Origin of the sequence: Pseudomonas sp. B20(2017) (genome assembly GCF_002113125.1) — a bacterium.
In the GTDB taxonomy this organism is placed as follows: Bacteria; Pseudomonadota; Gammaproteobacteria; order Pseudomonadales; family Pseudomonadaceae; genus Aquipseudomonas.
This window is the reverse complement of the sequence record NZ_NEJP01000001.1, coordinates 40,401-59,339: the sequence shown is the minus strand read 5'-3', so window position 1 is coordinate 59,339 and position 18,939 is coordinate 40,401. Positions and strand designations below refer to the sequence as shown.

Genomic DNA, 18,939 nt, shown 5'->3' with positions numbered 1-18,939 from the left:
GCGCTAAACGGGTCAGTCTTATACGGATTGACAGCATTTCCCTAACCCCACAGGGAAATCCCCCTCTAAATTCCGATTCAGTAGTGTGGTATTTCCTTAATGAAAGTTTTGAAAGGTCAGGACATCCTGGCACTTGGCTTTATGACATTCGCCCTGTTCGTCGGGGCCGGCAACATCATCTTCCCGCCTATCGTCGGTTTGCAGTCCGGGCCAAACGTCTGGATGGCGGCGCTGGGCTTCCTGATCACGGCGGTCGGTCTGCCAGTGGTCACCGTGGTTGCACTGGCCAAGGTCGGTGGCGCAATGGACGCCCTGAGCAGCCCGATCGGCAAGATCGCCGGCGGCGTACTGGCTGCCGCTTGCTATCTCGCGGTCGGCCCGTTGTTCGCCACCCCGCGTACCGCGACCGTTTCTTTTGAAGTGGGTCTGGCGCCGTTGACCGGCGAGAGCCCGTTGGCACTGTTCCTCTACAGCTCGGTGTATTTCCTGCTGGTGTTCTTCATTTCGCTCTACCCTGGGCGTCTGCTGGACACCGTCGGTCGTTTCCTCGCGCCACTGAAGATCATCGCTTTGGCTGTGCTCGGCATCGCCGCATTTGCACTGCCGGCCGGTGACATCGGCGTGGCTACGCCGGAATACGTTGCGGCACCGTTCTCCCAAGGTTTCATCAATGGTTACCTGACCATGGATACCCTCGGCGCGCTGGTGTTCGGTATCGTCATCGTCAACGCGATCCGCTCCCGTGGCGTCGAGTCGCCGGCACTGATCACCCGTTACGCGATCATTGCCGGGCTGATTGCCGGTGTCGGTCTGGCGCTGGTGTACGTCAGCCTGTTTCGTCTGGGTTCCGGCAGCCATGAAGTGGCGGCGGGCGCGACCAACGGCGCCGCGGTGCTGCACGCTTACGTGCAACACACCTTCGGTTCGCTGGGCAGTGGCTTCCTTGCCGTGCTGATTTCCCTGGCTTGCCTGGTGACGGCGGTTGGCCTGACCTGCGCCTGTGCCGAATACTTCAGCCGCGTACTGCCGCTGTCGTACAAGACCCTGGTGATCATCCTGGCGGCGTTCTCGCTGCTGGTGTCCAACCTGGGTCTGACCAAGCTGATCGCGTTCTCGATCCCGGTACTGACCGCGATCTACCCGCCGTGCATCGTGCTGGTGGCCCTGAGCTTCTGCGCTGCGTTCTGGCATGAGCAGAGCCGTATCATGGGCCCGGTGATGCTGGTGTCGTTCGTGTTCGGCACCATCGATGCGTTGAAAGGCGCCGGTCTGGCTGACTGGATGCCATCGCAACTGGCCCACCTGCCGCTGAGCGAGCAAGGTCTGGCGTGGCTGGTGCCGTGCGTGATGACCCTGGTGGTTGCTGTGGTTTGCGACCGCCTGCTGGGCAAGCGCGCCGAAGCACTCGCCTAAGATTGCCGGGCCGCCACAAGCGGCTCCCGAGCGATTAAACAGAAATGCCCCGTATCAATCGATACGGGGCATTTTTTATGGGCTTCAGGCAGTGTCTTTTCCCGTGTTTCAGCGTCGAAGCAAGCGAAGCTTTCAGGTGGGAGCGAGCCTGCTCGCGATGGCGGTGCATCTGTCACATCTATTCAGAATGTGCCGGCGTCATCGCGAGCAAGCTCGCTCCCACAGTCCCGCGCTCATACTCCACAGGGAATTGCATGTCGTTCATCCAAGCCAACCTGATCCATCTGCTGGCCGCGCTCTGGTTTGTCATCTGCTGGGGCGGTTACACCCGTTATGCCACCTGGAAGGGCCGTGACACCGCGTGCCTGGCCAGCGTGCTGCACCTGTACCGCGAAGACTGGATGCGCCGCATGCTGCTGCGTGACAACCGTATCGCCGACGCCAGCGTGATCGGCAACCTTGAACGCAACGCCTCGTTCTTCGCCTCCAGCACGCTGATTATCCTGGCGGGCATCCTGACTGTGCTTGGCGCGTCCGAGCGCGCAGTGTCGTTGCTGGCGGATATTCCAATGGTGCAACAGGCTTCGCAGGGCATGTCGGAGATCAAGCTGCTGTGTCTGGCGCTGGTGTTTGTGTATGCCTTCTTCACGTTCAGTTGGTGCATGCGCCAATACAACTTCGCCGCCATTCTGGTCGGCTCGGCCCCGATGATCGGTGAGCGACAAGTGTCCGAGCAGGAGCGCAAGGCGTTCGCCTCGCGGGCGGCTCGAGTGATTTCGATGGCGGCCAACCAGTTCAACTTTGGTCTGCGTTCCTACTACTTCGGGATGAGCATGCTGGCGTGGTTCGTCAGCCCGTGGCTGTTCATGTTGATGAGCGCCGGCGTGGTGCTGGTGTTGTATCGCCGGGAGTTTCATTCCGACGTGCTCGATGTAATGGTCTATACCCCTACAGAGGCGCCATTGCCCGAAGCGAACAAAGAGGCTGCTTGATGAGTATTCCGTTCTGGTGTGTGTTTATCAGTGCATTGTTGATCTATGTGGCGCGGATGCCGGTCGGCAAGGCCATGAAAGAGCAGGGTGGCTACAACAACCACTTGCCGCGTCAGCAGCAGGCACAGCTCACCGGTTACGGAGCGCGGGCGCTGGCGGCACATCAGAACAGCATCGAAGCCTTCATCCTGTTTGCCGTTGGCGTGCTGATGGCGCATACCACGCAGACGGCGGGGTGGCTGATCGATACATTGGCGATCATCTTCGTGATCTCACGAATTCTCTATCTGTGGTTTTATCTGGCGGATATTCCCACGCTGCGCAGTCTGGTCTGGCTGGTCGGCTTAGTGTGTTCATTGTTGCTGATGATTAGTCCGACTTTTAGAACTGTCTTGCTCTAAGACGGCATCGGCACAAAATCACAGGCAAAAGAAAACCCGCACTTGGCGGGTTTTCTTTTTTGCCATCGAGAAGCGGCTTATTGCTTCTTGGCAGCTTCGTCTGCAGCTGCAGCGTTCGATTCGGCCTGATCTTTGGCGGCTTCGGCGTTTTCTTTCGCCGCGTCGTTCACTTTATCCTGAGCTTCATTCATTTTTTGCTGAGCTTGTTCAGCATGTTGGTTGGCATCTTGAGCTTTGTCCTCGGATTTTTTATCGCAGGCAGCGAGACCGAGGGAAGCGGTCAACATCAAGGCAATAGCTAAAGTCTTACGCATGGGGTGTTTCTCCTTATGGAAAATAACTACTGGCCTTAAGAGCTCAAGCCCAAGGGTTAAGTTCCTCATTTCTCACAGATATATAAGTTTGTTTTCTTGTGGAACTTTTGGTCCGTTCCTTAATACCGGAAATAGCCACTAACAAGAGTAATTATCAAATGGCCGAAAACCCCGTTTTTGAGCGTGCGACACGGTTTCTCTCGGCCTTGCGCCACTGTCAGGTGCTGGGATTGAAGGTGCACAGCGCAAGTAGCGAAGGCCTGACCGTGGTGCTGCCGTACAGTGCGCAAATCGTTGGCAATCCGCTGACCGGCGTGGTCCACGGTGGGGCCATCACGTCGCTGATGGACACCGCGTGCGGCATGTCGACCCTGTGCGTCCTGCCGGAATTTGAAGTCTGCCCGACCCTCGATCTGCGCATCGACTACATGCACGCCGCCGAGCCGCATAAAGACGTGTATGGCTTCGCCCAATGTTATCGAGTCACCACCGATGTGATCTTCGCTCGCGGCTTTGCCTATCAGGACGATCCCGAGCAGCCGATTGCCCACGTCGTCGGCACCTTCATGCGCATGGGCAAAGGCCTTAAAGGCACCAAAGGCTTTGGTGGCGCGATCAAGGGAGAAAAACGATGAGCGATGATTTCAAGCAGCAGCTGCAAGAAGCGCACGAGAAGGGTGACTACGCGCCGCTGCTGAAACTGATCCCCTACGCCGGACTCATCGGCGTCGAGTGTTCGCGAGTCGGGGATGACTTGCTGTTCAAGCTGCCGGCGAACAAGGACAACATTGGTAACCCTTTATTGCCGGCGATCCACGGCGGGGTGATTGCCGGGTTCATGGAGCTGTCCGCCGCTCTGTATCTGCTGATTTTTACCGGCGCGCCGGGCGTGCCGAAGATTATCGATTTTTCCCTCGATTACCTGCGGGCCGGGCAGTTTCGTGATACCTGGGCCCGGTGTCAGGTCTGTCGTCAGGGCCGGCGGGTGGCCAACGTCGCAGTCACGGCCTGGCAAAGCACCGAAAGCGAACCGATTGCCACCGCTCGCGCGCACTTCAAAATCGATGAGCCCTTGAAATCCTGAAGCACGCCCCCACCTCACAGAACAACCCGCCGCCGACCAGCAAGGTCGCGGCCAATGCCATCTGATTGGAGTTTGATGACCATGAGTGTGGAAACTCAAAAGGAAACCCTGGGCTTCCAGACCGAGGTGAAGCAACTGCTGCACCTCATGATCCATTCGCTGTATTCCAACAAGGAAATCTTCCTTCGCGAATTGATCTCGAACGCCTCTGACGCCGTCGACAAATTGCGCTTCGAAGCCCTGGCCAAGCCTGAGTTGCTCGAAGGTGGCGATGAACTGAAAATCCGTGTGAGCTTCGACAAGGACGCCAAGACCGTCACCCTCGAAGACAACGGCATCGGCATGAACCGTGACGATGTGATCACCCACCTGGGTACCATCGCCAAATCCGGCACTGCCGATTTCATGAAAAACCTGTCCGGCGATCAGAAGAAGGATTCGCACCTGATCGGTCAGTTCGGTGTGGGTTTCTACTCGGCCTTCATCGTCGCTGACAAAGTTGACGTGTACAGCCGTCGCGCCGGCACTGCTGCCAGCGAAGGCGTGCACTGGTCGTCGAAAGGCGAGGGCGAATTCGAAGTCGCCACCATCGACAAACCAGAACGCGGCACCCGCATCGTCCTGCATCTGAAAAAAGGTGAAGACGAATTCGCCGATGGCTGGCGTCTGCGCAACATCATCAAGAAGTACTCCGACCACATCGCGCTGCCGATCGAGCTGCCGAAAGAAGTGGCCGCTGCCGAAGGCGAAGAGAAGCCAGAGGTTGAGTGGGAAACCGTCAACCGCGCCAGCGCCCTGTGGACCCGTCCTCGCACTGAAGTGAAGGACGAGGAATACCAGGAGTTCTACAAACACATCGCCCACGACTTCGAAAATCCGCTGTCGTGGAGCCACAACAAGGTCGAAGGCAAGCTCGAGTACAGCTCGCTGCTGTACGTGCCGGCCCGCGCACCGTTCGATCTGTACCAGCGTGAAGCGCCGAAAGGCCTGAAGCTGTACGTTCAGCGCGTGTTTGTGATGGATCAGGCCGAGTCGTTCCTGCCGCTGTACCTGCGTTTCATCAAGGGTGTGGTCGATTCCAACGACCTGTCGCTGAACGTGTCGCGGGAAATCCTGCAGAAAGACCCGATCATCGACTCGATGAAGTCGGCGCTGACCAAGCGCGTGCTGGACATGCTGGAGAAACTGGCGAAGAACGAGCCTGAGCAATACAAGGGCTTCTGGAAAAACTTCGGTCAGGTCATGAAAGAAGGCCCGGCAGAAGATTTCGCCAACAAGGAAAAAATTGCCGGTCTGCTGCGTTTCGCATCGACCAATGGCACCGATGGCGAGCAGATCGTCGGTCTGGCCGAGTACCTGGCGCGTGCCAAGGAAGGTCAGGACAAGATCTACTACCTCACCGGCGAAACCTACGCGCAGGTCAAGAACAGCCCGCACCTGGAAGTCTTCCGCAAGAAAGGCATCGAAGTGCTGCTGCTGACCGACCGCATCGACGAGTGGCTGATGAGCTACCTCAGCGAATTCGACGGCAAGAACTTTGTCGACGTCGCCCGTGGTGATCTGGACCTGGGCAACCTGGACTCGGAAGAGGACAAGAAGGCCGCAGAAGAAGTCGCCAAGTCGAAAGAAGGTCTGGTCGAGCGTCTGAAAACCGCACTGGGCGACTCCGTTGCCGAAGTCCGGGTTTCCCATCGCCTGACCGACTCGCCGGCCATTCTGGCCATCGGTGAGCAGGACCTGGGTCTGCAAATGCGTCAGATCCTCGAGGCCAGCGGGCAGAAGGTGCCGGATTCGAAGCCGATCTTCGAATTCAACCCGAGCCACCCGCTGATCGAGAAGCTCGACAACGAGGCCAGCGACGATCGCTTCAGCGACTTGTCGCACATCCTCTTCGACCAGGCCGCGCTGGCGGCTGGCGACAGCTTGAAAGACCCGGCCGCTTACGTGAGCCGTCTGAACAAGCTGCTGGTTGAACTGTCCGCTTGATCAAGCTGTAGAAAAACCCGCTTCGGCGGGTTTTTTCATTCTGGTGTTCAACAATTCAGGAGTCAGAAATGAGCCAAGTCACTGTACGTTCCGTGGTCTATCAGATTGACGGCCAGCCTTATGAAGGTCGCCTGGCGTTCGACGCCGAGCACAAAGGCGCGCGTCCGGGTCTGTTGATGGCGCCGAACTGGATGGGTGTCAGCGCTGGCGCTGAAGAGATCGCCAAATCGGTGGCGGCCAAGGGTTATGTGGTACTGATCGCTGACGTGTACGGCCAGGCCGTGCGTCCGCAGAATGCCGATCAGGCCGGTGCGGCAATGATGCCGCTGAAGAATGACCGCGCGCTGCTGCGCAAGCGTATGCAGGCCGCGTTCGAACAATTACAGAAGCAGGGCGAGGCGGCGGTCGATACCTCGAAACTGGCGGTATTCGGTTTCTGCTTCGGCGGCTGCTGTGCGCTGGATCTGGCCCGCACCGGTGCGGCAGTGAAAGCGGCGGTGTCGTTCCACGGCACGCTGGATTCACCGAACCCGGCGGACGCGAAGAACATTAAAGGCTCGGTGCTGGTGCTGCACGGTGCTTCCGATCCATTGGTGCCGAAAGAGCAGTTGCCGGCCTTCGAAGAAGAGATGAACGCGGCAGGTGTGGACTGGCAGTTGCTGAGCTACGGCGGCGCGGTGCACTCGTTCACCGATCCGCACGCCAATGTGCCGGGCAAGATGATGTACGACGCGAAGACCGCAGCGCGGGCGTTCAAGTCGATGCATGACTTGCTGGAAGAAGTGTTCAAGGGCTGAATCGGCTGAAAACACTCCCACGCCTGGCGTGGGAGTATTCGTTTATAGCGGTGTCGGCTCGCTGCGCGATTTAGGCAGTTCAATCCGCTCGACTTCCCCCGGCACCGTCGGCCAGTCCCCGGCCGCCCACTTGCGCCGCGCCTCATCGATCGCCGCCGGATCGCTCGCGACAAAATTCCAGTTGATTCGCCGTGGCCCATCCAGTGGCGTACCACCGAACAACACTGCGTGACTGTCGCTCTCGGCAAACAGGCTCATTTCTTCCCCGGCCGGCAACACCACCAGCGCATGGGGTTCGACCGCTTCGCCATTCAGCTGCACATCACCACTCAACACGTACAGCGCCCGCTCTTCATGCTCGGTCGGGATCAGCAGTGTGGTCGCGGTTTGCATCTTCAGTTCGGCATAGAGCGTAGGAGAAAGCACCGGCACCGGTGATTCCAGGCAAAAGCCTGACCCGGCGATCATGCGGATCTGCACGCCGAGGTTATCGCTGACCGGCAAGGTCGAGGCCGGGTGGTGGCTGTAATGCCCCGGGCCTTGTTCGTGATCCTTGGGCGAGGCGAGCCAGATTTGCAGGCCGTGCATCTTGAAGCTTTGTTCCCAGAGCGGTTCGGGTGTGCGCTCGACGTGAGCGATCGCCGTGCCGGCCGTCATCCAGCTGACATCGCCGGCACTGACCACTTGATCCGAACCCAGGCTGTCTTTGTGCTGGATCTGTCCTTCGAACAAATACGTGAGGGTCGACAGGCCGATGTGCGGGTGCTGTCGGATATTCATGCCTTTGCCCGCCGGATAAACCGTTTCGAGCATGTGGTCGAAAAACACGAAAGGCCCGACGCTGCGGCATTTGGCTGACGGCAGCGGGCGCAAAATCGGCTGGCCTTCGACGTCTTCGGCGCGCGGGCGGATGATCAGGGGTTGGGTGTCCATGGTCCATTCCAGGCTGAGCGGGTGATGCGTGGAGCATAACCCGCCGGCGTCGTCGGGGTGATTACTGGCTGTCGAAGCCGACCGGGGCGTGGGTTTCGATGGTGACTTCGCTGGTGGTCATCAGCTTGTGGATCGGGCAGCGGTCGGCAACACGCAGCAGCTCTTCGCGCTGGGCATCGGTGAGCACGCCCTTGAGGGTGAGGGTCACGTGCAGGGCGTATTTGCCTTTCTGTTCCTGGCTGTTGTCGCGTTTGACCTCAACGCCGACGCCAGTCAGCGGGATGTCCTTTTTCTTCGCGTACAGCTTCAGGGTCAGGGCCTTGCAGGCGCCGAGGGCTGCGTCGAAGTAATCGTGCGGTTCCGGAGCCGAGCCTTCGCCGCCGGCAGTCGTCGGGACGTCTGTAAACAGCTCATGCTCATCGATCTGAACAGTGTGGCGAAAACCTTCGGCGGACACGGTATTGACGGTAACGGTCATGTGAACCTCGCAAGCTGTAGGAAAAGGGATTCGATCAAAAAAGACCTTGCAGGTATAGAGCATTTCCCACACAGGCGCGTTCCACTTTCTTGCCGGGTGAACCCTCGTTGCCCGGCAAGGGTCTAGGCTATGCCTGTCTGCCGGAGAATGCTTGTGTCCGTGTTTCGTTTGAGCCTTGTCGTCCTGATGGTTTTCACCGGCGCCGCCAGTGCCCGGGATTACACCTACAGTGATGCGCACCTGCATTACGTGGATTTTTTCCAGGAAACCGCTGGCATGCCGAAATTACTGACGGCCATGAAGGAAAACTCCATCGAGCACGTGATGATTTCCGGCATTCCCGTGGCGAAGAAATGGCACGAAGACGAGCCGAAACGCCCGCGTTATTACGCAGGCGATGACGCCGATGCCTATTGGTACAGCGCGACTGACGTGATCGTCGCCGACGCGGTGCAGAAGCTCACGCCGGAGCAACGCCACTACTTTCACCCGTTTCTTTCAGGCTTCAACCCCAACGACAAGAACTCCGCCGCGCACATCCAGCGCATGCTCGATCTGTATCCCGGCTTGTGGCAGGGCATCGGCGAAGTCTTCACCCGTCACGACGACCTCACCGCACTGACCTCCGGCGATACGCCACGCGCCAACAACGAAGCCATGACCCGCATCTATCACCTGGCCGCAGAAAACGATCTGCCGGTGATGCTGCATTCCAACATCACCTCCAAGCGTGAGAAGAATCCGCTGTATCTGAAGGAAATCGAAGAGCCGCTGCGTAATCATCCGCACACCCGGTTTATCTGGGCCCATGCCGGCACCAGTGCCGAAATCCATCGTCATCAGACGCAGCTGGATTTTCTGCTGCCGACCCTGACGCGAATGCTGGAGGCGTACCCGAACCTGTTCATTGATCTGTCGTGGAGCCTGTTGACGCCTTATCTGCTGGACGAAAAGGGTCAGCCGCGAGCGGAGTGGGTGCAACTGGTGGAGCGCCATCCGGATCGTTTCATGATCGGTTCGGACGTGGTCGGGCGATTCAACAAGCTCGGCAAGGAAATCCACGGCTTCAAGCCGTTTCTCGATGCCTTGCCCGAGGTTGTCGCGAAAAAAGTCGCACGGGACAACTTCCTGGCGATCTTGCCGCGAACAGCGCTCAAGTCCGGCAAACCCGCGCTGAATCGTTAATGCGCCAGGTTCGAAGTATCAAGGCCTTTTGATATCACGTTTTGGTCTTACGCAATTTTCCAAAGGGCCGATACCTTCTAGAGCAACCAGCTGCAGGGTTGATGCAGCGCTTTTGGAAGGAACCAGAGCAATGAGTATCCGTAGTCTCAATATTGCGCCCCGGGCCGGGCTGGGTTTTGGCGTGCTGGCGCTGATGGTGTTTGCCCTTGGGGCGTTTGCCCTGCTGCAGATGTCGAACATGCGCGCGCAGTCCGACGAGGTCGACAATAACTGGCTGCCCAGCGTGATGGCGGTGGGCGAGATGAGCCAGGACATGTTGCGCCTGCGCGCGCTGACCATGCGCCTGTTGCTCAATCGCGATCCGCAGGCGCTGGAGCAGAACGTGGCCAAGCTCAATGATCTGCGCGGTGTGCTGAGCGAAGCCCAGCAACGTTACGACATCCTGATCGTATTGCCCGAAGAGCGCGCGTTGTTCGACCGCTTCAAGGTTGCCGAACACAAGTACCTGGAGCTTCAGGCGCAGGTGATGGCGTTATCCGCTCAGGGACGAGTGGAGGAGGCGGCCGCCATTCTCAACGGGCAGATGAGCCCGCTGGCGGACGAAATTGCGGTGAGCCTGCGTGAACTGGTCGAACTGAACAAGCACAACGCCAACCTCGCAACCGAGGCGGCACGGCTGGTGTTCACTAATTCGCGGGTGTGGGTCGGGGTGATGATCGGCATTACCGCGCTGATTACCATCGCGCTGGCGTTGTTGCTGACCCGCAGCATCGTGCTGCCGCTGTCGCAATCGCTCAATGTGGCGGAAGTGGTGGCCGGCGGCGATCTGACCGGCGATATCAGCATTTCCGGCAAGGACGAACCGGCGCGGCTGCTGCACGCGCTCAAGAGCATGCAGCACAATCTGCGCGACACCATCCGCCGAATCTCGGAGTCCTCCAGTCAACTGGCCTCGGCCTCGGAAGAGTTGAGCTGCGTCACCGAGGACGCGACGCGGGGGCTGCATCAGCAGAGTCTGGAAATAGAACAGGCGGCCACGGCGGTCAATCAGATGACCGCCGCCGTGGAAGAGGTGGCGAGCAATGCCGTCGCGACTTCCGAGGCTTCCCGTGAGTCTGATCGCATTGCCCAGCATGGTCGCGAGCAGGTCCAGCAGACCGTGTCGTCCATCGAGTTGCTGGCGGACGATGTCACGGCGAATGCGGCGCAGGTAGAGGAGCTGGCGCAGAAGGTCTACAGCATCAGCAAGGTGCTGGATGTGATTCGCTCGATTGCCGAGCAGACCAACCTGCTGGCATTGAATGCGGCGATCGAGGCTGCGCGGGCGGGGGATGCCGGGCGGGGTTTTGCGGTGGTGGCGGACGAAGTGCGGGCGCTGGCCCATCGCACTCAGCAGTCGACGCAGGAGATCGAGCAGATGATCGGCGGCATCCAGCAGGGCACCGATTCGGCGGTCAGTTCGATGCAGCAGAGCAACGTCCGGGCACGCTCGACCCTGGAGCTGGCGAAAGCCGCTGGGGTGGCGCTGGAGGAAATTGCTTCGGCATTCACCTTGATCAACGAGCGCAATCTGGTGATCGCCAGTGCGTCGGAAGAGCAGGCGGCCGTGGCGCGGGAGGTTGATCGCAACCTGATGAACATCCGTGACCTGGCGATGCAGACCTCGGCGGGGGCCAATCAGACCAGCGCCGCGAGTCAGGAGCTGTCGCGGCTGGCGGTGGACCTGAACAGCATGGTCGCCAAGTTCTCGGTTTGATCACCGTTCGACAGGCGAAAAAAAGCCCCGCATTTGCGGGGCTTTTTGATTTTGCGACGGATCAGCTGCCTTTGACTGTCTTGCCGTTGACCGTGCCGTCCAGGAGCATGATGTTGTACTCCTTGCCGTCGGTTTCGACCTGTTGCAGGCGAACCAGCAGGTAATCCCAGTCCTTGGCGAACCACAGGACGGTGATGCGCTTGCTTTGTGTCGGATCGCGAACGCGCTCGACCTTGATCGCATCGATCTGGCCGGCCTTGGTTTCGACTTTCTCCGAACCCAGCACGCGGAAGTCGTAGGTATCGACTTCGCCATCATCGACCACCTGATAGCTCATGCTTTTCTTGCCGGCGGCCACATCATGCTGCAGCGCCAGTTGATAGGTGGATTTGTCGACCATGCCGCGGTTGAGCGGGATTTTCACCGCGTCGCCGCGGTCAGTGCCGGTCACCAGCTTGTTGGCCCAATCGAAGTCCAGATCAGCCTTTTTCGCCTTGCCCAGGCCACCGCGTTCGAAGTGGTAGGACTGTGGCAGCAGGGTGTCCTTGTCCAGGGTCAGGGTGCTTTCCTCGGACAGGCTGGCAATCATCATCGAGGCCTTGAAGCTGAGCTTCCAGACGCCGTTGGCCTGTTTGGTCAGGCTGCGCTCGGCGGTGCCGCTCATGGGCAGCTGTTTCCAGTCGGCGGTGTAGCTGGCGGAGAACGGTTGAAGGTCTGCCGCCTGCGCGAAGGGCAGGGCGAGCAGAGCGCAAGCGAAGAGCAGGGCGCGACGCATAAAATCTCCTAGTTTCGAATCAAGTGACCGCTGGCCCCAAGTAACTGGCCATCCAGTAAAGCACCTTGCTCGCCGAGGCTCAGCCGTCCTTCGGCGAACCAGCGTACGGCCATCGGGTAGATCAGGTGTTCCTGAACGTGAACCCGTTGCGCCAGACTTTGCGGCGAATCGTGCAACTCTACCGGTATTACTGCCTGTACGACCAGTGGTCCGCCATCGAGTTCCTCGGTGACGAAGTGCACGGAGCAGCCGTGTTCGGCGTCGCCGGCTTCCAGTGCGCGCTGATGCGTGTGTAACCCTTTGTATTTGGGTAGCAGCGACGGGTGGATGTTGAGCAGGCGACCCTGGTAGTGACGGACGAAGTCAGCGCTGAGAATGCGCATGAAGCCGGCCAGTACCACGAGTTTGGGGTTGAATTCGTCGATCAGTTCGATCAGGGCGGTATCGAAGGCCTCGCGGCCCTCGAATCCCTTGTGATCCAGCGAGCGGGTGGCGATCCCCGCGTCACTGGCGCGTTGCAGGCCATAGGCGTCGGCGCGGTTGGAAATCACCGCAGCGATGCGGACCGGGCTGTCGCCGGTCCGCGTGCTGTCGATCAGGGCCTGCAAGTTACTGCCGGTGCCGGACAACAGCACCACGACATCACAGGTATTAGGCATTAGTGAGCCTTGAGGTTTTTCAGCTCGACCTGGGCAGCGCCTTCGGCGGCGACACCGATCTGGCCGATGACCCAAGGCTGTTCGCCGGCATCACGCAGGGTGTTCAGGGCAACTTCAACGTGCTCCTGAGCCACGCAGATGACCATGCCCACGCCGCAGTTCAGCACGCGGTGCATCTCGGTTTCGTCAACGTTGCCTTTCTCTTGCAGCCAGTCGAAGACGGCCGGGCGGTTCCAGCTGGCCACGTCAACCACGGCCTGAGCGCCTTTTGGCAGAACGCGCGGGATGTTGTCGAGCAGACCGCCACCGGTGATGTGGGCCATGGCTTTGACCGCGCCGGTTTCCTTGATCAGCTTGAGCAGCGGCTTCACGTAGATGCGGGTCGGGGCCATCAGCAGTTCGGTCAGCGGCTTGCCGTCGAGCTGAACGGTTTCGATGTCGGCACCGGACACTTCGATGATCTTGCGGATCAGCGAGTAGCCGTTGGAGTGCGGGCCGGACGATGGCAGGGCGATCAGGGCATCACCGGTGGCGACTTTCGAGCCGTCGATGATTTCGGCTTTTTCCACGACGCCGACGCAGAAGCCGGCCAGATCGTAGTCTTCGCCTTCGTACATGCCAGGCATTTCAGCGGTTTCGCCGCCGACCAGCGAGCAGCCAGCCAGTTCGCAGCCTGCACCGATACCGGTGACCACGGTGGCGGCCACGTCGACGTTCAGCTTGCCGGTGGCGTAGTAGTCGAGGAAGAACAGCGGCTCGGCGCCGCACACCACCAGATCGTTGACGCACATGGCGACCAGGTCCTGGCCGATGCTGTCGTGCTTGTTCAGGTTCAGCGCCAGGCGCAGCTTGGTGCCGACGCCGTCAGTACCGGAAACCAGCACCGGTTGCTTGTAACCGGCCGGGATCTCGCAGAGGGCGCCGAAACCGCCCAGGCCGCCCATGACTTCCGGGCGCGCAGTGCGCTTGGCGACGCTCTTGATGCGTTCGACCAATGCTTCACCGGCGTCGATGTCTACACCGGCGTCCTTGTAGCTCAGGGAGGGTTGCTTGCTCATGATCCAGGCCTTTAGGGGAGGGGATTCAGGGGTAACGACCGAGTTCAGCGGGAACGCCGAATCCGACAGGGGCGATTGCCTCACGCGAAGTTCGGGGTGCCCGGCTGTTGCCGGTCTGCGAAGGCGCGCGATTTTATCAGGCTTGAGGGGCAGCGGCCATCCTCACGCCGACGGGCAGGGGCATATCGGTGGAAAAAATTTTGCAATTGACGCTGTGGGCGACATCACGGGTGCCTGTATAAGGAACCGTCTATCGTTAGGACTGTGCAAAAACTTACCGACCGCGTGTGAATGTTTTGCGATGGCCTGTGGTCACAGGCTTGCCACAACGGTGCACGCGGCCTGTTCCAGCCGCTCTTGTCGACGGGAATTCTCCATGCGTTTTTGTAAACTGCTGTTAGTAGGTGGCTTGTCTCTGATCAGCCTGGCGAGCCAGGCCGAAAATCTCAAAGGTCTTTATCAGGTGCGCGAACCGGTCACTGGCCAGTCGCCAGAGGAGCGCGATCGCGCGACCCAGGCTGCGCTGGATACGCTGGTGCTGCGCCTGACCGGCGACCCGAAAGCCCCGCAGAACCCGGGCCTGGCGCCGGTTCGCAAGGATCCGCAGCAGATCATCAGCCAGTTCGGTTTCGATGCCGGGCCGCCGGAAGTGTTGAAAGTCGATTTCGATCCGGGAACCACCGAACAGGCGTTGCGCCGTGCCGGGCTGGCGCTGTGGGGGGGCAACCGGCCCTCGATCCTGAGCTGGTGGCTGAACGATTCGACCGAGGGTTCGAGCCTGGTGGGCGACGGACAGACCAGTGCCGCACCGTTGCGCCGCGCTGCCCAGCACCGTGGGTTGCCGCTGCGCCTGCCGTTGGCGGACTTGAGCGAGCAATTGGTCGCCACGGCGCCGGCGCTCGAGGGAACCGACCCGGCGCCGTTGCGCAACGCTTCCGAGCGCTACAACGCTGACGCTTTGCTCGCCGTGCATGCCCGCGAAGAAGGCGGGCAATGGCAGGCCAAATGGCAATTGTGGCTGGGCGACAAAAAAGAGGCGGGGAATGCGCAGGGCGCGGATCAGGCCGCCGTGGCCGATGCGGTGATGCTGGCGGTGACTGAACGGTTGGCGCCACGCTTTGTTGCCAAACCGGGCGCGTCCGGCCAGCAGACCCTGGAAGTCCAGGGCATGAATCTGGAGCACTACGCGGCGCTGCTGCGGTTACTCGAACCGTTCGGCGTGCGTCTGCAGAGTGTCGATGCCGATCGCATTCTGTATCGGGTCAATGGCAGCGCCGATCAGTTGCGAGCGCAGTTGTCGCTGGCGAAGTTGCAGGAACTGCCGGCCGAGGCGTCCGCTCCGGTGGCTGCGCCGCAACCTGCGGTCGCCGGGGCACCGGCAGTCGTTGCGCCGACGCCGACACCGGTGGCGCCGTCTTTGCGGTTCCGCTGGTAGGTTTTCTTTCTTATATATAAGCAATGGAGTGTTACATGGCCGATACGCGGCGTTGGTTCTGGCTCGGTGGGGTGCTCCTGCTTTGCGCGTTTGTCTGGTTGCTGCATCCGATCCTCACGCCGTTTCTGGTGGCGCTGCTGCTCGCGTATCTGTTCGATCCGCTCGTCGATCGTCTGGAACGGCTGGGGCTATCCCGCACCTGGGGTGTGATCGCGGTGTTCGCCTTGTTCACCCTGATCGTCACCGCATTGTTGCTGGTGCTGGTGCCGATGCTCGCCAAGCAATTAGTACGGCTGTATGAACTGGCCCCGCAAATGCTCGACTGGTTGCAGCACACCGCCGTGCCATGGGCGCAATCTAAGCTGGGGTTGTCGGACGGCTTCTGGAAGTTCGACAAGGTCAAGGCCGCGATCAGCGAACACATGGGCCAGACCACGGATATCGTCGGTGTGGTGCTGAGTCAGGCGACGGCCTCGAGCCTGGCACTGATCGGCTGGCTGGCGAATCTGGTGCTGATCCCGGTGGTGAGCTTTTACCTGCTGCGTGACTGGGACGTGATGATGGCCAAGATCCGCAGTCTGCTGCCGCGTGATCGCGAAGAGCGCGTGGTGGCGCTGGCGGGGGAATGTCACGAGGTGCTCGGCGCGTTCGTTCGCGGGCAGTTGCTGGTGATGCTGGCGCTGGGCGTTATCTACGCGGCGGGCCTGATGATTGTCGGTCTGGAACTGGGCCTGTTGATCGGTCTGATTGCGGGGCTGGCGGCGATCGTGCCGTATATGGGGTTCGTGATCGGTATTGGTGCGGCGTTGATTGCCGGGTTGTTCCAGTTCGGTGGCGATCTGTATCCAATGATCGGCATCGTGGCGGTGTTCATGGTCGGTCAGGCGCTGGAGGGCATGGTGCTGACGCCTTTGCTGGTGGGAGACCGGATCGGTCTGCACCCGGTGGCGGTGATCTTCGCGATTCTGGCCGGTGGCGAGTTGTTCGGCTTCACCGGTGTGCTGCTGGCGTTGCCGGTGGCGGCGGTGATCATGGTGCTGGTGCGACACGTCCACGATCTGTACAAGGATTCCGATATCTATAGCGGGATAGATGAGCCGGAGTTGTAATCGTGACGCGCGGGCTGCCCGGTGGATCGCCGGGTTGGCCCGTCTCATGCAGGCCATGGCGCCAAAGAAACTGTCATAAAACCAGCACGTTAACGCAAACCTTTGATTTTGCTTGGGGTCTGTCGCATTGTGCGCTCCGCTTCACGGGTATAAACTTCGCTCACTTTACACAGAGGCCACTAACGGTTCCTTGGGAACTGTTCAGTCAGCATGAAACCGATTCAGCTGCCCCTAGGTGTGCGTCTGCGTGACGACGCCACCTTCATCAACTACTACCCAGGCGCCAATGCCGCTGCACTCGGCTATGTCGAGCGTCTATGCGAAGCCGACGCCGGCTGGACCGAAAGCCTGATCTATTTGTGGGGCAAGCACGGGGTAGGGCGTACGCATCTGTTGCAGGCCGCGTGCCTGCGCTTCGAACAGATGGGTGAGCCGGCGGTGTACCTGCCGCTGGCCGAGTTGATGGATCGCGGCGTTGAAATTCTCGACAACCTCGAACAGTACGAACTGGTCTGCCTGGATGACTTGCAGGTGATAGCTGGCAAGGCGGACTGGGAAGAGGCGATGTTTCATCTGTTCAACCGTCTGCGTGACAGCGGCCGACGTCTGCTGATTGCGGCGTCCACTTCGCCGCGTGAACTGCCGATCAAACTCGCCGACCTGAAATCGCGCCTGACCCTGGCGCTGATCTTCCAGATGCGTCCTCTCTCCGATGAAGACAAATTGCGTGCCCTGCAATTGCGCGCGTCCCGTCGTGGTCTGCACCTGACCGACGAAGTCGGGCATTTTATTTTGACTCGCGGTACCCGCAGCATGAGCGCGCTTTTCGATCTGCTGGAGCAGCTCGACCAGGCCTCTTTGCAGGCTCAGCGCAAGCTGACCATTCCCTTCCTGAAAGAAACCCTGGGCTGGTAAAACCGGGGCTTTCAGCCGGTTTCGGCATATTTCAGGCGCCAGAAAACCCGCTTTCCTGTGGGTTGCACAGGCCGCGTCTCGATTCAAATAGGCTTAAGCGCTTAGATGTTAACGAGAAACCGGGAAGTCACAAAAAGATCGATTGAATTTGCAAATGAGGCTGATAGCGGGCATAGTCTCGGCTTCTTTACAACTATCAGCCACGGTCGTGCCCATGCTAAAGCGCTTCGCACCCCTCGTGCCTCTCGCACTCGTCACCCTGTTGTTCGGTTGCGCTGCTCATTCACCTGTTAATCAAGAGCAGCAACAACAGGCTAAAAATTCTGCCACCGCCCAGTCTTCCGTTATTTACCAGGAAGAGCTGGACACCGAAAAAGAACTCGCCGACTTCAACGGCAAGAAGCCTTACCAGCTTCCGGTTCTGGCTGACAGCATCCTCGAACGCGGCATGTCCCTGATCGGTACCCGTTACCGTTTCGGCGGTACCTCTGAAGCCGGTTTCGATTGCAGCGGTTTCATCGGCTACCTGTTCCGCGAAGAAGCCGGCATGAACCTGCCGCGCTCCACCCGCGAAATGATCAACGTTGATGCGCCGCTGGTTTCGCGCAGCAACCTCGAGCCGGGCGACCTGCTGTTCTTCGCCACCAATGGTCGTCGCGGTCGTGTAAGCCACGCCGGGATCTACCTGGGCGACAACCAGTTCATCCATTCCAGCTCTCGTCGCAGCGGCGGTGTTCGCATCGACAGCCTGGGCGACAGCTACTGGAGCAAGACCTTCATCGAAGCCAAACGTGCTTTGGCGAACGCTCCAACCGTGGTAACCGCTCGCAAGTAATCACTCGATTGTCGCCACGCTCGTGGCGACAAAGCGGCCTTTCAGAGGCAATAGACTTAAACTTTACAAGGTGAAGTTAAAGTCTTACTTGAAGTTTGCCGCGTAGCCGCTAGAATCCTGATCTATATTGATGGCAAACCGCCTGCGTCCCAACGCAGGCGGTTTTGTTTTCTGTCGAATCGGCAGTCAAAGCCTCAGCCAGATCAGGATGTTCTGCATATGACGATGTCGGCCCGCTTTGCCCTGATGTTCTTCGCAGCGCTGCTCAGCGCCTGCGCCAGCCGCACTCCGCCGCCTGCGCCGGTGGTTCGAGCTCCGATCGTGTTCGGATCCTCCCAGGCCTTTTCTCCCGCTGCAGAAGACGTGCTGTTCCGCGCGCTCGGGCTGGTGGGCACGCCTTATCGCTGGGGCGGCAATACGCCGGATTCAGGTTTCGATTGCAGTGGCCTGATCGGGTTTGTCTACCGCGATGCCGCCGGCATCAGCCTGCCGCGTTCGACCCGCGAGATGATCGTCATGCAGGCGCCAAATGTCGGCAAGGAAGGGCTGCAGACTGGCGACCTGATCTTCTTCGCCACCAATGGCGGCTCTCAGGTCAGTCATGCGGGGATCTACGTCGGGGAAGGGCGCTTCGTTCATGCGCCGGCTACCGGCGGTACGGTGAAACTGGACAGTCTGTCGAAGGCGTATTGGCAAAAAGCCTACCTGAGCGCCAAACGCGTTCTGCAGCCGGAGCACCTGGCGCATAACCCGTAACCCGGATACAGAAAAACCCGTGGGAGTTGAATGGCTCCCACGGGTTTTTTAATGCCTG

Annotated in this window: 20 protein-coding genes; 14 read left to right on the top strand and 6 right to left on the bottom strand. The window is 59.8% G+C overall.

Features of this window, described 5'->3' with window-relative positions:
* The first annotated feature begins 99 nt into the window (after positions 1-99).
* The 3 genes from brnQ to CAF63_RS00300 all read left to right on the top strand — a co-directional run bounded on the left by brnQ (position 100) and on the right by CAF63_RS00300 (position 2,806).
* Positions 100-1,413 carry a branched-chain amino acid transport system II carrier protein gene (gene brnQ / locus CAF63_RS00310; protein WP_007959023.1) on the top strand — a complete coding sequence of 438 codons (1,314 nt, stop codon included), beginning with the start codon at positions 100-102 and terminating at the stop codon, positions 1,411-1,413.
* Between the two features lie 254 nt (positions 1,414-1,667).
* Complete coding sequence (locus tag CAF63_RS00305; protein ID WP_011333121.1) at positions 1,668-2,405, top strand: DUF599 domain-containing protein; 738 nt, start codon at positions 1,668-1,670, stop codon at positions 2,403-2,405.
* Positions 2,405-2,806 carry an MAPEG family protein gene (locus CAF63_RS00300; RefSeq protein ID WP_085682945.1) on the top strand — a complete coding sequence of 134 codons (402 nt, stop codon included), beginning with the start codon at positions 2,405-2,407 and terminating at the stop codon, positions 2,804-2,806. The genes CAF63_RS00305 and CAF63_RS00300 overlap by 1 nt, the downstream gene beginning before the upstream one ends.
* 77 nt (positions 2,807-2,883) lie before the next feature.
* On the opposite strand, the gene CAF63_RS00295 is transcribed toward CAF63_RS00300, so the two are convergent.
* Entirely contained in the window at positions 2,884-3,120 is a 237-nt protein-coding gene (locus CAF63_RS00295; protein WP_085682944.1) for a hypothetical protein, read from the bottom strand.
* A 158-nt stretch (positions 3,121-3,278) separates the two neighbouring features.
* Here CAF63_RS00295 and CAF63_RS00290 point away from each other — a divergent pair, with 158 nt between their 5' ends.
* The 4 genes from CAF63_RS00290 (at position 3,279) to CAF63_RS00275 (ending at position 6,987) form a co-directional block, all read left to right on the top strand.
* Positions 3,279-3,755: a PaaI family thioesterase gene (locus CAF63_RS00290; RefSeq protein WP_085682943.1), complete on the top strand. Its 477-nt coding sequence runs from the start codon at positions 3,279-3,281 to the stop codon at positions 3,753-3,755.
* On the top strand, positions 3,752-4,204 hold the full coding sequence (locus CAF63_RS00285) for a PaaI family thioesterase (RefSeq protein WP_085682942.1): 453 nt from the start codon (positions 3,752-3,754) through the stop codon (positions 4,202-4,204). The genes CAF63_RS00290 and CAF63_RS00285 overlap by 4 nt, the downstream gene beginning before the upstream one ends.
* A gap of 81 nt (positions 4,205-4,285) precedes the next feature.
* Positions 4,286-6,190 (top strand): molecular chaperone HtpG, encoded by a 1,905-nt coding sequence (gene htpG, locus CAF63_RS00280; RefSeq protein ID WP_085683346.1) that lies wholly within the window; start codon positions 4,286-4,288, stop codon positions 6,188-6,190.
* 68 nt (positions 6,191-6,258) lie between these two features.
* The gene (locus tag CAF63_RS00275) at positions 6,259-6,987 is read left to right on the top strand and encodes a dienelactone hydrolase family protein (protein ID WP_085682941.1); all 729 of its coding nucleotides are present in this window, start codon (positions 6,259-6,261) and stop codon (positions 6,985-6,987) included.
* A 42-nt stretch (positions 6,988-7,029) separates the two neighbouring features.
* Here the strand turns inward: CAF63_RS00275 and CAF63_RS00270 are convergent, their stop codons facing one another.
* Both CAF63_RS00270 and CAF63_RS00265 read right to left on the bottom strand, forming a co-directional pair.
* Positions 7,030-7,920, bottom strand: a complete 891-nt coding sequence (locus CAF63_RS00270) for a pirin family protein (RefSeq protein WP_085682940.1) — start codon at positions 7,918-7,920, stop codon at positions 7,030-7,032.
* Between the two features lie 61 nt (positions 7,921-7,981).
* Positions 7,982-8,398 (bottom strand): OsmC family protein, encoded by a 417-nt coding sequence (locus CAF63_RS00265; RefSeq protein WP_039769799.1) that lies wholly within the window; start codon positions 8,396-8,398, stop codon positions 7,982-7,984.
* A 147-nt stretch (positions 8,399-8,545) separates the two neighbouring features.
* Between CAF63_RS00265 and CAF63_RS00260 the strand changes: the two genes are divergently transcribed.
* On the top strand, positions 8,546-9,583 hold the full coding sequence (locus CAF63_RS00260) for an amidohydrolase family protein (protein WP_371807385.1): 1,038 nt from the start codon (positions 8,546-8,548) through the stop codon (positions 9,581-9,583).
* 130 nt (positions 9,584-9,713) lie between these two features.
* Positions 9,714-11,339: a methyl-accepting chemotaxis protein gene (locus tag CAF63_RS00255; protein ID WP_085682938.1), complete on the top strand. Its 1,626-nt coding sequence runs from the start codon at positions 9,714-9,716 to the stop codon at positions 11,337-11,339.
* A 61-nt stretch (positions 11,340-11,400) separates the two neighbouring features.
* On the opposite strand, the gene CAF63_RS00250 is transcribed toward CAF63_RS00255, so the two are convergent.
* The 3 genes from CAF63_RS00250 to purM are packed head-to-tail and all read right to left on the bottom strand — an operon-like array spanning position 11,401 to position 13,831.
* Positions 11,401-12,114, bottom strand: a complete 714-nt coding sequence (locus CAF63_RS00250; protein ID WP_007950391.1) for a DUF3108 domain-containing protein — start codon at positions 12,112-12,114, stop codon at positions 11,401-11,403.
* A gap of 8 nt (positions 12,115-12,122) precedes the next feature.
* Positions 12,123-12,773 (bottom strand): phosphoribosylglycinamide formyltransferase, encoded by a 651-nt coding sequence (gene purN, locus CAF63_RS00245; RefSeq protein ID WP_007950392.1) that lies wholly within the window; start codon positions 12,771-12,773, stop codon positions 12,123-12,125.
* On the bottom strand, positions 12,773-13,831 hold the full coding sequence (purM, locus tag CAF63_RS00240; protein WP_085682937.1) for a phosphoribosylformylglycinamidine cyclo-ligase: 1,059 nt from the start codon (positions 13,829-13,831) through the stop codon (positions 12,773-12,775). Before purM ends, purN begins: the two co-directional genes overlap by 1 nt.
* Positions 13,832-14,207: 376 nt before the next feature.
* On the opposite strand from purM, the gene CAF63_RS00235 reads away from it, so the two are divergent.
* The 5 genes from CAF63_RS00235 (at position 14,208) to CAF63_RS00215 (ending at position 18,881) form a co-directional block, all read left to right on the top strand.
* Positions 14,208-15,266 carry a DUF2066 domain-containing protein gene (locus tag CAF63_RS00235; protein ID WP_085682936.1) on the top strand — a complete coding sequence of 353 codons (1,059 nt, stop codon included), beginning with the start codon at positions 14,208-14,210 and terminating at the stop codon, positions 15,264-15,266.
* Between the two features lie 35 nt (positions 15,267-15,301).
* Positions 15,302-16,375, top strand: a complete 1,074-nt coding sequence (locus CAF63_RS00230) for an AI-2E family transporter (protein WP_085682935.1) — start codon at positions 15,302-15,304, stop codon at positions 16,373-16,375.
* A gap of 210 nt (positions 16,376-16,585) precedes the next feature.
* Positions 16,586-17,290: a DnaA regulatory inactivator Hda gene (gene hda / locus CAF63_RS00225; protein WP_085682934.1), complete on the top strand. Its 705-nt coding sequence runs from the start codon at positions 16,586-16,588 to the stop codon at positions 17,288-17,290.
* A 214-nt stretch (positions 17,291-17,504) separates the two neighbouring features.
* On the top strand, positions 17,505-18,125 hold the full coding sequence (locus tag CAF63_RS00220) for a C40 family peptidase (RefSeq protein ID WP_007950397.1): 621 nt from the start codon (positions 17,505-17,507) through the stop codon (positions 18,123-18,125).
* A gap of 219 nt (positions 18,126-18,344) precedes the next feature.
* Positions 18,345-18,881 carry a C40 family peptidase gene (locus CAF63_RS00215; RefSeq protein ID WP_011333136.1) on the top strand — a complete coding sequence of 179 codons (537 nt, stop codon included), beginning with the start codon at positions 18,345-18,347 and terminating at the stop codon, positions 18,879-18,881.
* The last annotated feature ends 58 nt before the right edge of the window (positions 18,882-18,939 follow it).

Excerpts from the sequence above, each read along its gene's own strand:
- CAF63_RS00290 (WP_085682943.1), top strand. The coding sequence starts at position 3,279 with ATGGCCGAAAACCCCGTTTTTGAGCGTGCGACACGGTTTCTCTCGGCC.
- hda (WP_085682934.1), top strand. The coding sequence starts at position 16,586 with ATGAAACCGATTCAGCTGCCCCTAGGTGTGCGTCTGCGTGACGACGCC.
- brnQ (WP_007959023.1), top strand. The coding sequence starts at position 100 with ATGAAAGTTTTGAAAGGTCAGGACATCCTGGCACTTGGCTTTATGACA.
- CAF63_RS00250 (WP_007950391.1), bottom strand. The coding sequence starts at position 12,114 with ATGCGTCGCGCCCTGCTCTTCGCTTGCGCTCTGCTCGCCCTGCCCTTC.
- CAF63_RS00220 (WP_007950397.1), top strand. The coding sequence starts at position 17,505 with ATGCTAAAGCGCTTCGCACCCCTCGTGCCTCTCGCACTCGTCACCCTG.
- purM (WP_085682937.1), bottom strand. The coding sequence starts at position 13,831 with ATGAGCAAGCAACCCTCCCTGAGCTACAAGGACGCCGGTGTAGACATC.
- CAF63_RS00260 (WP_371807385.1), top strand. The coding sequence starts at position 8,546 with ATGCTTGTGTCCGTGTTTCGTTTGAGCCTTGTCGTCCTGATGGTTTTC.
- CAF63_RS00230 (WP_085682935.1), top strand. The coding sequence starts at position 15,302 with ATGGCCGATACGCGGCGTTGGTTCTGGCTCGGTGGGGTGCTCCTGCTT.
- CAF63_RS00270 (WP_085682940.1), bottom strand. The coding sequence starts at position 7,920 with ATGGACACCCAACCCCTGATCATCCGCCCGCGCGCCGAAGACGTCGAA.
- CAF63_RS00295 (WP_085682944.1), bottom strand. The coding sequence starts at position 3,120 with ATGCGTAAGACTTTAGCTATTGCCTTGATGTTGACCGCTTCCCTCGGT.
- CAF63_RS00285 (WP_085682942.1), top strand. The coding sequence starts at position 3,752 with ATGAGCGATGATTTCAAGCAGCAGCTGCAAGAAGCGCACGAGAAGGGT.
- CAF63_RS00255 (WP_085682938.1), top strand. The coding sequence starts at position 9,714 with ATGAGTATCCGTAGTCTCAATATTGCGCCCCGGGCCGGGCTGGGTTTT.
- CAF63_RS00300 (WP_085682945.1), top strand. The coding sequence starts at position 2,405 with ATGAGTATTCCGTTCTGGTGTGTGTTTATCAGTGCATTGTTGATCTAT.
- CAF63_RS00275 (WP_085682941.1), top strand. The coding sequence starts at position 6,259 with ATGAGCCAAGTCACTGTACGTTCCGTGGTCTATCAGATTGACGGCCAG.
- purN (WP_007950392.1), bottom strand. The coding sequence starts at position 12,773 with ATGCCTAATACCTGTGATGTCGTGGTGCTGTTGTCCGGCACCGGCAGT.
- CAF63_RS00235 (WP_085682936.1), top strand. The coding sequence starts at position 14,208 with ATGCGTTTTTGTAAACTGCTGTTAGTAGGTGGCTTGTCTCTGATCAGC.
- CAF63_RS00265 (WP_039769799.1), bottom strand. The coding sequence starts at position 8,398 with ATGACCGTTACCGTCAATACCGTGTCCGCCGAAGGTTTTCGCCACACT.
- CAF63_RS00215 (WP_011333136.1), top strand. The coding sequence starts at position 18,345 with ATGACGATGTCGGCCCGCTTTGCCCTGATGTTCTTCGCAGCGCTGCTC.
- htpG (WP_085683346.1), top strand. The coding sequence starts at position 4,286 with ATGAGTGTGGAAACTCAAAAGGAAACCCTGGGCTTCCAGACCGAGGTG.
- CAF63_RS00305 (WP_011333121.1), top strand. The coding sequence starts at position 1,668 with ATGTCGTTCATCCAAGCCAACCTGATCCATCTGCTGGCCGCGCTCTGG.